The organism is Acinetobacter sp. 778_lipA (assembly GCF_058242985.1).
In genome coordinates this window covers 4,415,641-4,427,104 of sequence record NZ_JBZAYT010000001.1, presented here as the reverse complement: position 1 = coordinate 4,427,104, position 11,464 = coordinate 4,415,641, and the positions used below count along the sequence as shown (strand labels likewise).

The window sequence follows — 11,464 nt, the reverse complement described above, 5'->3', positions numbered from 1 at the left end:
AATCCACAAAATACAATCATAACTTTTATTTATAATAGATAATTCACACCGTGGAACATATTAGCATATCTAAATAATAGTAAAAAAGGCTTTAAAAAGGACAATTCATTTGAATTTAAAAATATTTTTATCAATTGTTTGTGGATAAGTTAAAAATTTTAAAATAGTTCTTCTGACTCATTTTTTAAGAGGAATTTTTAACGATTTTGAAATTTAATATGCAAATAAATCAGTCTGTATTCATTGAATTTAGGCCTAATTGCCAAGTTACCCACATACTTATCAACATTATTTTGGTTATTAATAGAACAAAATTCAAGTGCAAAATTTAACCATTCGTCGCTTTTTATAATGAACATTCATCTATTTTTTTTAATTTCAGCAAAATTATTTAAAATTACATAGATCATGAATTTCGAACAATTTGTAATGAAAAAACATAACTCAGCTTAAAAAACTGATTTATTTATAAAAAGCTTGCCTCTGAAATGAGAGTTAACTCGCTAATTCACAATAATTGTCAAAAAAAAAATAATAAATGGAGTAAATGCTCTATTTTTTTCAAACAAAGCTGATTAATATTGCGCTTATGGAAAAGTTCCTAAAGATGGATAAATAGATAAGGAAGAAAATATGAAAAAAATTGTATTCGCTATTGCTGCAACTTCAATCGTTGGATTTAGTTCAGCATCTCAAGCTGCGACAGATGTCTGCGTATTTGATTTATTAGGTAAGTCAGGTGAGTCATTTCAAATGGCGCAAGAATGGGCATTATCAGCAAAAAGTTGGGGCGCTGATATCAATCTCATCCCAAAACAAGACGAAGCTGTTGCAGATAACGACTTTAAAGCAGGCAAATGCGATGGCGTATTTATGACTGCAATGCGTGCACGTCAATACAATAAATTTGTGGGTTCAATCGACTCTATTGGCGGTGTGCCAAGTAATGCGATTGCACAAAAAGCCATTACTTTTGCCTTAGATGCGCGTAATGCTGCAAAAATGACCACAACATTGGGTGGTAAAAAATACGAAGTTGCTGGTATTGCACCACTTGGTTCAGCATTTATTTTTGTACGTGATAAAAATATCAACTCAATTGAAAAAGCCGCTGGTAAAAAGTTTGCTGTTTTAAGCTATGATAGCGCTCAAAAAATTCTAGTACAACGTGTTGGTGCACAAGCTGTTCCTTCAGATATCACAAACTTTGTTGCAAAATTTAACAATGGTCAAGTTGATATGGTCGGAGCACCTGCTTATGCCTACAAACCTCTTGAAATTCAAAAAGGTTTAGGTGCAAATGGGGCAATGTTTAACTTCCCAGTATTACAAGTAACTGCTGACTTTGTCATCCGTCCGGAAAAATTCCCTGCAGGCTTTGGTCAAAAATCTCGTGATTATTTTGTGAAAAACTTGCCAAAAAGCTTTGCTATGATTAATCGTCTAGAAGCAACTATTCCAGCAAAATACAAAATGAATTTAACCGCTGAAGATAAACTGAAATACCAAAAGTTAATGCGTGATGGCCGTTTAGAACTGACTAAACAAGGTATTTATGACGCAGGTATGATGTCTGTGTTGAAAAAAGCACGTTGTTCAGTAGATAAAGCCAACTTTGAATGTACGCTTGGTGGTGAATAATACTTTAGATGAAATAAGCTAAAGCCTACAAAAAACCAGCTTTGATAAGCTGGTTTTTTTGCTTTAAATTTTTAAATAGAAGCAAAAGTACTATCAAAATTAAAATAACGATATAAAAAAGGGAATAAACCGAGGTCTATTCCCTTATTTACTGGTTAGAATGAGTTTAATTAAGCATCAATATCTGCATTTAATGCATTTTCCTCAATGAACGCACGACGTGGTTCTACATCATCGCCCATTAAACATGCAAACATACGATCGGCTTCAATCGCATCATCAATGGTCACTTGCAGCATATTACGGTTTTCAGGATCCATCGTAGTTTCCCAAAGCTGTTCAGCATTCATCTCACCCAAACCTTTATAGCGTTGGATCATCATGCCGCGACGTGAATCTGTCAAAATGTGTTGCCAAACCTGATGGAAAGTCGAAACGTTGATTTTACGTTCGCCTTTTTGCAGATAAGCACCGTCTTCTAACAAAGTGAACCAGCTCTTCGAGTTCTGCAATAAACGCTTATATTCGCCCGATGCCAATAACCCCGCATCTAATAAATAGCTATGCGGTAAATTGTGCACATAAATCGTTATACGCGGGAAATAAATCGTCGTTTTAAGCCCATCAGCAGTTTCTTTATCAAATGATTCCAAGCTCAACACTGGACGTAAACTTGGTTGCGTTGTTTCGATCGCAGCACGAAGTTTTTCACCCCATTGTTGTACATAATCTTGGTCATGATTTTGATCAAGTTTAAAATGCTCAAGACTTAACAAACCATCAAGCAGAGTCGCAGGATAGCGCACGGTTAAACGCTGCAAACTTTTTTGAGAGGTTTGATAATCGGCAATCACTTTCTCTAGTGCTACACCACGAATTGCAGGCGCTTCAGCATTGACACGTAATTCAAGTTCATCAATCGCATTTGAAATCAAATACGTTTCTAAAGCATCATTGTCTTTAATGTATTGCTCTTGCTTACCCTTTTTCAGTTTATACAGTGGTGGTTGTGCAATATAAATATAGCCACGTTCCACAAGTTCTGGCATTTGACGGAAGAAGAAAGTCAAAAGTAGGGTACGAATGTGAGAACCATCCACGTCAGCATCGGTCATGATAATGATTTTATGATAACGCAACTTGTCTGGGTTATATTCTTCACGACCGATACCGCATCCTAATGCAGTAATCAGCGTACCCACTTCCTGAGATGAAATCATCTTATCGAAACGTGCACGTTCCACATTAAGAATTTTACCTTTGAGCGGAAGAATGGCTTGCATTTTACGGTTACGGCCTTGTTTTGCAGAACCGCCCGCAGAGTCACCCTCGACTAAGTATAATTCTGAAAGTGCTGGATCTTTTTCCTGACAGTCTGCCAATTTACCTGGAAGACCGGCGATATCAAGTGCACTCTTACGACGTGTCATTTCTCGTGCTTTACGCGCAGCATCACGCGCACGTGCAGCATCAATGATTTTGCCTGCAATAGATTTTGCAGCCTGAGGATTTTCTAATAAATATTCAGAAAAGGCTTTATTCATTGCCTGCTCGACAGCAGGTTTAACTTCACTCGACACCAATTTTTCTTTAGTTTGTGATGAGAATTTAGGATCAGGTACTTTGACTGAAACAATTGCTGTTAAGCCTTCACGCGCATCATCACCACTAACCGCAACTTTCTCTTTTTTGAGTAAGTTTTCATTTTCCATGTAGTTGTTTAAGCCACGCGTCAACGCTGCACGGAAACCAGCTAAATGCGTCCCACCATCTTTTTGTGGAATATTATTGGTAAAACAACGAACATTTTCTTGATAGGTATCGTTCCATTGTAAAGCAACTTCAACACCTATGCCATTTTCAGCTTGTGTGGTGAAATGGAAGATTTCATTGAGATGGGTTTTACCTTGATTGATATATTTTACAAACTCAGATAAACCACCTTCATAATCGAAGACATGTTCTAAGGCAACACGTTGATCACGTAGGACAATACGTACACCGGCATTCAAGAATGAAAGCTCACGTAAGCGACGTGCCAAAATATCGACATTAAAAATCGTTTGGCTAAACGTTTCAGTACTCGGCCAGAAACGAACAATAGTCCCTGTCGTTTCAACATCACCCACAATTTTTAACGGGTAAACTGGATCACCATGTTTATATTCTTGTTGATGAATGTGGCCAGCACGATGAATCGTAAGTTCTAGTTTGCTTGAAAGTGCATTGACTACAGATACACCTACGCCGTGCAAACCACCTGAAACCTTATAGCTATTATCATCAAACTTACCACCTGCATGCAGAATAGTAAGAATTACTTCTGCAGCAGAGACACCTTCTTCTGGGTGAATATCGGTTGGAATACCACGTCCATTATCTGCAACGCTGACTGACTCATCCTCATGAATAGTCACTAAAATTTCATCACAATGACCAGCTAAAGCTTCATCAATCGCGTTATCGACCACCTCAAATACCATATGGTGTAAGCCTGAACCATCATCAGTATCACCAATATACATACCTGGGCGTTTACGAACTGCATCTAGACCACGTAATACTTTGATACTAGAGGAATCATAAGCCTTTTCAATGGTGGGTTCTGTTTGAGAAGCTATTTGATCTTCTGAACTCATGGTTTCTCCCTAGTGAAAAATAGGTCTTTCCAAAATTGGCTAAAATCTAAAATCATGTTGCAACAACACTTACCTGACCTTGGTCAACATTGAATAACTGGTAGGAAATAGACAAATCATGTAAATGTTTTTTTACTGATTCATGGTCTAGTGTGGTAATAAAAACTTGACTACCAAGTTGGCTCAATCGCTCAATTAAACGTTGTTGTGCGCTTAAATCTAATTCTGCTGTTACATCATCTAATAATACCACAGTTTCTTTATTACAGGCATGTAACATGGCAATTTGTGATAGTTTTAAAGCCATTATCAATAACTTTTTCTGCCCTCTAGACAGTACCACATCCGCTTCACCTAATGGAGTTTTTAATCGAATATCTGCACGATGAGGCCCATATTCGGTATAACGTCGATCAACATCTTTTTGGTGATATAGAATCAAATCATGGGCTAAACCATGTTCCACATGGAACCCTGCACTGTATTCCATCTCAATCTTTAAATCGGGCAATAACTGCCCCAAATCTTCTTGTAAATATAACTTCCATTGCTCAATAATTTCGACCCGTTGAGAATGCAACATTTCACCATAATCACTAAGCATTTTGTTCCACGGCTCTAAATCGAGCAACGTCAGATTACGTTTCGTTTTAAGTAAGCTATTTCTTTGTTTTAAAGCGCGTGAATAATATTGCCATGCATGATAGAAATCTGGTTCCACGTGAAACATGAGCCAATCCAATAATTGGCGACGTGGTTTTGCACCATGATCGATAATATCAGTACTTAACGGATCAATCAGTTGCAATGGCAAGATTTTGGCAAGTTGCCCTTGGGTTGCAACAGTATCACCATTTACCTTAATTAACTGCTCACCACTTTGTAGCTTTTGCATACCAATCTTTTCGGTCAGTGATTGAGCAAAAACAATGGCGTCTGATTGATTACTTTGAATGTAATTTTTAGGGATATGTGTTCGAAAAGATCGACCTGTTGCCAATAAATGGATGGCTTCCAAAATGGAAGTTTTTCCTGAACCATTTTGTCCGTAAAAAACATTAAACGGTTGCAACTCATGGAGGGCAACCGTCTTGAGGTTTCGAACACGTTGTATATTTAAACGCGTAATATGCATGGCTATGATTTAAAAATAAATCAATTAAACACGCATCGGCATTACAACGTAAGTTTGATTAGATTGTGTTGGATCTTGTACCAATACAGATTGATTCGCTTCAGACATGGTCATTGCAACATCATCACCATCTAAAACACTTAATACCTCTAAAATATATTGAGCATTAAATGACATTTCCATAGGAGCATTGGCATATTGAATAGCTAAATCTTCAATCGCTTCATCTTGCTCAGGGTTATTGGCACGTAATTGCAAAGAATCAGCATTAAAATTTAAGAATACCCCACGTAATTTTTCATTACTTAAAATCGCAACACGTTGTAATGATTGCTTAAATACATCATGTGGAATATTTACAACTTTGTCACCACCACGTGGAATCACACGTCGATAATCAGGAAATTTCCCATCAATCAATTTTGTGGTGAAACGTACGGTAATATCGCCTTGTTCTTTATCACGGCTAGAGGTTTGAATGGTAACATTCAGCAATTCACGACCAATTAACAAAGTAAGCTGCTCATCTTCGATACTTAAAAGACGCTGTAACTCACCTACTGCTTTACGAGGAACAATGGCTTGAACCAATTGAGCAGCAGTTGAAGACGCCAATGTTTCGCACAATGCTAAACGATGTCCATCTGTGGTGACTGCGCGTAATTGATTTTCATCAATTTCCAATAATGTACCAGTTAGATAAAAACGTACATCTTGAACAGCCATTGCAAACGAAGTTTTTTCAAATAAACGCTTTAATTCACGTTCAGTCACTTTAACTTGAGTGCCCTGGCTATTTTCATTGGTTAATAGTGGATAGTCTTCAGCAGGCAACGTCCCTAAAACAAAGCGACTGTTTCCAGATTTTAAAATACAGCGCTGATCTTCAGTAATCTGTAAATCAATCAAAGCTGCTGCTGGTAAAGATTTACAAATATCAACTAACTTACGTGCAGGAACAGTGGTTTCCCCTGCTTGTAAACATGCGCCTTCAGCTAGAGTTGTACTTGCAACAAGCTCCACTTCTAAATCTGATCCAGTAATCGTAAGCGCTTGATTTGTAGCTTGAATTTTCACGTTTGAAAGAATGTTTAAAGTATGGCGACGTTCAACTGCTCCTACCACATGGGACAAAACATTAAGTAAGCTCTCTTTCGCGATTTTCAAACGCACGGTGGAATTCCTCTAACTAAATATGACAGAAAATGTGGGTAATAAATTTTTTTTAATGACGTACTATGCGGCAGTTTATGCCGCATTGCAAGCGCGTAATTTGTACAAATTTTAACTTTGTAACAGGCGCATGAGGTTTTTATAATCCTCATTAAAAATTGGATCTTCGTCGCGTAAACTTTGCACTTTTTCACATGCATGCATGACCGTACTGTGATCACGCCCGCCAAATGCCATCCCAATTTCAGGGAAACTGTCTCCAGTCAGTTCACGTGCTAGCCCCATCGCCAACTGACGTGGTCGAGCGTAAATACGTGTGCGTTTTGGCCCCACCAATTCTTTCAATGGAATTCGGAAGTATTCACTCACCACTCGCTGAATATTTTCAGTACTGATGGTTCGAGCACGAATCGCCAAGACATCTTTCAAAGACTCACGAACCACTTCTAGATCGATTGCAGAACCCTTAAAGCGCGAGATCGCCACAACTTTGTTTAAAGCGCCTTCAAGCTCACGCACATTGGCAACAACTTGTTGTGCAATAAATAAAGCGCAATTGCGAGGAAGATCTATCCCACTACTTTCAGCTTTTTTCAGCAAAATTTCGATACGTGTTTCAATATCTGGTGGTTCAACTCCAACCGATAATCCCCATGAAAAACGCGATACTAAGCGCGGATCCAATTCGGTTAACTCTTTTGGATAACGGTCAGAGGTTAAAATAATCTGTTTAGACTCATCCAATAAAGCATTGAATGTATAGAAAAATTCGACAAGACTGGCTTCTTTACCTGCCAATAAATGAATATCATCAACCAATAATAAATCTAAAGAACGGCAATTCTTTTTAAATTCTTCAACCTTACCTTTTTGCAGAGAGCTGACAAAATCTTGTACAAAACTTTCCGCAGTCATATACATTACACGCGCATTTGGTTTTGCTTGTAATAATGCATTCCCAACTGCTTGCATTAAATGCGTTTTACCAAGCCCTGTAGGACCATATAAAAATAGTGGATTATGTTGAGATTCTCCCAGTTGTGTTAAAACTTTACGACACGTTTCAGCCGCCATTTGGTTAGAACGGCCTTCAACAAATAGAGCAAAATTAAACAATGGATTTAGTTGGCGTTTCTTCACATTTTTTGCAGAAACAACTTCATATTCTTTATCTTTTTTAGCTTTTGTATGATGGGTGGGTGTAGGCGAACTTTCAAGTGCTGCTGTTGTTGTCGCAGGTTGTTCAGAGGCAGAAAGTATAGCTCCCGGACGCGAGTCGACTATAATTTCGACTTTGCGAATTCGCCCTTCAGATAATTGTTCCGCCAAAATAGAAATCAGTTCTAAATGATGTTCTTGAATGTAGCGAGTCCAATATGGATTGGGTGCATACAGTTTTAAAGTATCTTCGACTTCTTCTGCAACCAAAGGACGAATCCACATGGCAAAGACATTATCAGAGAGCTCTTGTCGCAAGCGAGTTAAGCAGTCCGTCCAAAGCATGTGAAACCCCTTCATTCAATTTTAAATTCAAAAAAGACTATTTACCCCTACCCTAGTAGGTGAAGGGGTCGCCATTCTAACCAAGTTATCCACATCTGTCATGGTTAATTCAATCTAATTCGCTCAAAAAAGCAACCTTCTGTAAATAAATTTAAATTTAAAGCAACTGTGGATAAGGTTTTCCACAAGCTGTGGATAAATTATCACAGAAAGTTATCCACAATCCATCAAATTAATAGAAACATGGATACTCACAGGGTAAGTTATTATTATTTATCTTAAAAAAGCTGTTTTCCACAGAAAAAACGCTCCCTAATAATAATAAATATAAATTTTAAATTTGAATTTATTTATAAGGATCAGGATTTCTGTGGATAAAGCTTAAGTTATGAATTTAAATTCAAAACAATACGATTTTTAAATTTAAAATTAAGAAATTAAATTTAAATTGTGAATCAGCCTATGGATAACTTTGAGGATATATCTGTGTGTAACTCTTATTTATATTATAAAATAATAAGTTATGCTGTGAATATATATTTTTAATAATTTATTCAATTTAATCTATATAAAGTTGTTGGCTGGGTAAAAATAAAGCGTCTATATAAAAGAAATGTGTATATTTATTGACAGAATAAAGAATGCACAATACAATCGCGAACCTTTAGAAAAGATCAATTTTGGAGTTTCGATATGAAACGTACATTCCAACCATCTGAATTAAAGCGCAAGCGTGTTCATGGTTTCCGTGCTCGTATGGCTACTAAGGCTGGTCGTCAAGTATTAGCTCGCCGTCGTGCAAAAGGCCGTCATAGTTTAACTGTTTAATCTTTTAAACAGTTGATAGACGACTTGGGTGTTATGTCTCTTTATAGTTTCAGTCCAGAGGTGAGAATCCACTGCGCTGCTGATTACAAAGATGTATTTGATGGTGCGCTTTTTAAAGTGCATCAACCCCATTTTATATTCTTAGCAAAAGTCACCGAACAGCCTAAAAGCCGTTTGGGTATTGTTGTTGCAAAGAAGAAAGTGCGCCGTGCGCATGAAAGAAATCGAATAAAACGTTTAACGCGTGAAAGTTTTCGCTTAAACCAGCAAAATATAGATTTGTTGGATATTGTGGTGATGCCTAAAGTTGGTATAGAAGCAGTTCCAAATGCTGAGCTTTTTCAGCAATTACAATTTGCTTGGTTAAAATTGCAGCGCATTGTTAAAAAGCACCATAAAATAGCTCAATCTTCCCCTCAAAAATAGAGGATACCAATGATTCGTTTATTGCATTGGTTGATTCGTTTCTATCAAATTGCGATTAGTCCTCTCATTGGACCTCGTTGTCGTTATATTCCGACTTGTTCTCAATATTCGTTAGAAGCAATCCATACGCACGGCGCATTAAAAGGTAGCTGGTTAGCAACCAAACGCGTGTGTCGTTGTCATCCTTGGGGTGGGTATGGTTATGACCCTGTGCCAAAAAAAACAATTCGTTTTATTTCATTTCAGCAAATAGATTCTCAAACGCTTCATGTTCCTGTACCCTTGCGTGAACGTTTATTGAACCAAAATCACTCTAACCACTTGGGGTAATAGATATGCAACAATGGGCCAGGTTTGCAATCCTTGGGGCCATGTTAGTCACCGCATATTTGCTCATTTTGGCTTGGCAAAAAGACTATGGTCATGACAATACATCGAAGGCTGCGACACCGCAGGCTGTTGTAGCGCATGATGTGTCTGCCGATCTGCCAAAAGGTCAAGCAACTGCGGCCACTAGCGATGTTCCACAAGCAAATATAGCTGCTGCACAACAGAATACAGCTGCACCAGCCACAGCAAATCAACAATTGATTTCAGTACAAACTGACCTTTATCATCTTTGGATTAGTCCTAAAGGTGGTGATATTGTTCGTATTGAATTACTGAATCATGACAAGAGCAAAGACAGTGATCAGCCTTTTGTTATGCTTGAAAGTGATGCAAAACGTACCTATGTTGCGCAATCTGGGTTAATTGGATTGAATGGTCCGGACAGTAAGCCAGATCGTCCAAACTATGCGTTTGAAAAAACTGCTTATACTATTGCAGATGCCAAAGCAGCCAAGGACAAAGATGGCAAAACATCTCAAGTTTTAGCTGTACCAATGGTATTTAAAACAGCAGATGGCGTTGAAATCATCAAAACATTTACCTTTAAACAAGGTCAATATCCAATCGATGTGAGCTATCAGGTTGTCAACCGTAGTGCGCAAAATTGGCAAGGACAAATGTTTGGTCAAATTAAGCGTGATAACTCAGATGATCCAGGAAAAACCTCGCAAGGGATTTTTACACTTGGAACATATTTGGGTGGCGCTTGGGGTACCCCTGATGAGCATTATAACAAGCTAAAATTTGCAAATTTTACCGATGAAAAACTCAACACTGAAGCAAAAGGCGGATGGGTTGCGATTGTTCAGCATTATTTTGTAAGTGCTTGGATGCCAGGTCATTTTGGCGGTCAAGAATACACAGCAAAATTGGAATCTCGTAAATCTGCAGATGGTATGAATATCATCGGGTTTACTTCTCCAACCATCAATGTTCCAGCTGGAAAAGCAATGAGCATTGATGCAACGTTCTACTCAGGTCCAAAAATTCAATCTGAATTAAAAGACTTGGCTGTTGGTTTAAACCAAACTGTAGACTATGGTTGGTTATGGCCAATTGCAAAATTATTATTTGCTGGCTTACAGTTCTTCCATAATCTTGTGGGTAACTGGGGCTGGTCAATTATCTTATTGACTGTATTGGTTAAGCTTATTCTTTGGCCTTTGTCGTCTAAGAGCTATCGCTCTATGGCGAAAATGCGTGTGATTGCACCTGAAATGCAACGCATGAAAGAAGAGTTTGGTGAAGACCGCATGCGTTTCTCACAAGAAATGATGGCGCTTTACAAACGTGAGCAAGTTAATCCACTTGCGGGTTGTCTACCATTGTTGTTGCAAATGCCAATCTTCTTAGCATTGTATTGGGTATTGATGGAATCTGTAGAGCTTCGTCATGCACCATGGATGCTTTGGATTCAAGATTTATCTGCAATGGATCCTTGGTTTATTTTGCCGTTGATCATGGGTGTAACGATGTTTGTTCAACAAATGTTGAACCCACAACCTACTGATCCAATGCAAGCTAAAGTCTTCAAAATCATGCCGATCATGTTTACAGTATTTATGCTGTTCTTCCCTTCAGGCTTGGTTTTATACTGGATTGTGAACAACTCGATCACGATTCTGCAACAATGGTTTATCAACAAAAATGTTGCTAAAGCCAAAGTCGCAAGCGAAGTGGTTTAATCTTCATAGATTAAGCAATAGCTGAAAAAATCCGCTTAAGATGG

9 protein-coding genes are annotated in these 11,464 nt (G+C 37.9%); 5 read left to right on the top strand and 4 right to left on the bottom strand.

The features are described 5' to 3' along the window. Positions 1 to 633 precede the first annotated feature (633 nt). Entirely contained in the window at positions 634 to 1,641 is a 1,008-nt protein-coding gene (locus AC4CUY_RS20960) for a putative solute-binding protein (protein WP_336954631.1), read from the top strand. A 170-nt stretch (positions 1,642 to 1,811) separates the two neighbouring features. Here AC4CUY_RS20960 and gyrB read toward each other — a convergent pair whose 3' ends face one another. The 4 genes from gyrB to dnaA form a co-directional block, all read right to left on the bottom strand. Beyond that, positions 1,812 to 4,280, bottom strand: coding sequence for a DNA topoisomerase (ATP-hydrolyzing) subunit B (gene gyrB / locus AC4CUY_RS20955; RefSeq protein ID WP_336954629.1), 2,469 nt, complete (start codon positions 4,278 to 4,280; stop codon positions 1,812 to 1,814). A 52-nt stretch (positions 4,281 to 4,332) separates the two neighbouring features. Further along, a complete protein-coding gene (recF, locus tag AC4CUY_RS20950; RefSeq protein ID WP_336954627.1) occupies positions 4,333 to 5,415 on the bottom strand; it encodes a DNA replication/repair protein RecF in 1,083 nt (360 codons plus the stop codon). A gap of 24 nt (positions 5,416 to 5,439) precedes the next feature. Then, on the bottom strand, positions 5,440 to 6,588 hold the full coding sequence (gene dnaN, locus AC4CUY_RS20945; RefSeq protein WP_336954626.1) for a DNA polymerase III subunit beta: 1,149 nt from the start codon (positions 6,586 to 6,588) through the stop codon (positions 5,440 to 5,442). Between the two features lie 111 nt (positions 6,589 to 6,699). Then, on the bottom strand, positions 6,700 to 8,091 hold the full coding sequence (gene dnaA, locus AC4CUY_RS20940) for a chromosomal replication initiator protein DnaA (protein WP_336954624.1): 1,392 nt from the start codon (positions 8,089 to 8,091) through the stop codon (positions 6,700 to 6,702). Between the two features lie 693 nt (positions 8,092 to 8,784). On the opposite strand from dnaA, the gene rpmH reads away from it, so the two are divergent. From rpmH to yidC, 4 genes are read left to right on the top strand one after another with little or no spacing between them, the layout of a single operon-like run. Next, positions 8,785 to 8,919, top strand: coding sequence for a 50S ribosomal protein L34 (rpmH, locus tag AC4CUY_RS20935; protein ID WP_000831329.1), 135 nt, complete (start codon positions 8,785 to 8,787; stop codon positions 8,917 to 8,919). A 33-nt stretch (positions 8,920 to 8,952) separates the two neighbouring features. After that, positions 8,953 to 9,345 (top strand): ribonuclease P protein component, encoded by a 393-nt coding sequence (gene rnpA / locus AC4CUY_RS20930; RefSeq protein WP_004718937.1) that lies wholly within the window; start codon positions 8,953 to 8,955, stop codon positions 9,343 to 9,345. A 9-nt stretch (positions 9,346 to 9,354) separates the two neighbouring features. Then, positions 9,355 to 9,675, top strand: coding sequence for a membrane protein insertion efficiency factor YidD (gene yidD, locus AC4CUY_RS20925; RefSeq protein WP_004718939.1), 321 nt, complete (start codon positions 9,355 to 9,357; stop codon positions 9,673 to 9,675). A 5-nt stretch (positions 9,676 to 9,680) separates the two neighbouring features. Continuing rightward, on the top strand, positions 9,681 to 11,420 hold the full coding sequence (gene yidC / locus AC4CUY_RS20920) for a membrane protein insertase YidC (RefSeq protein ID WP_004718941.1): 1,740 nt from the start codon (positions 9,681 to 9,683) through the stop codon (positions 11,418 to 11,420). Positions 11,421 to 11,464 lie beyond the last annotated feature (44 nt).

Excerpts from the sequence above, each read along its gene's own strand:
- rnpA (WP_004718937.1), top strand. The coding sequence starts at position 8,953 with ATGTCTCTTTATAGTTTCAGTCCAGAGGTGAGAATCCACTGCGCTGCT.
- dnaA (WP_336954624.1), bottom strand. The coding sequence starts at position 8,091 with ATGCTTTGGACGGACTGCTTAACTCGCTTGCGACAAGAGCTCTCTGAT.
- yidC (WP_004718941.1), top strand. The coding sequence starts at position 9,681 with ATGCAACAATGGGCCAGGTTTGCAATCCTTGGGGCCATGTTAGTCACC.
- recF (WP_336954627.1), bottom strand. The coding sequence starts at position 5,415 with ATGCATATTACGCGTTTAAATATACAACGTGTTCGAAACCTCAAGACG.
- AC4CUY_RS20960 (WP_336954631.1), top strand. The coding sequence starts at position 634 with ATGAAAAAAATTGTATTCGCTATTGCTGCAACTTCAATCGTTGGATTT.
- rpmH (WP_000831329.1), top strand. The coding sequence starts at position 8,785 with ATGAAACGTACATTCCAACCATCTGAATTAAAGCGCAAGCGTGTTCAT.
- yidD (WP_004718939.1), top strand. The coding sequence starts at position 9,355 with ATGATTCGTTTATTGCATTGGTTGATTCGTTTCTATCAAATTGCGATT.
- gyrB (WP_336954629.1), bottom strand. The coding sequence starts at position 4,280 with ATGAGTTCAGAAGATCAAATAGCTTCTCAAACAGAACCCACCATTGAA.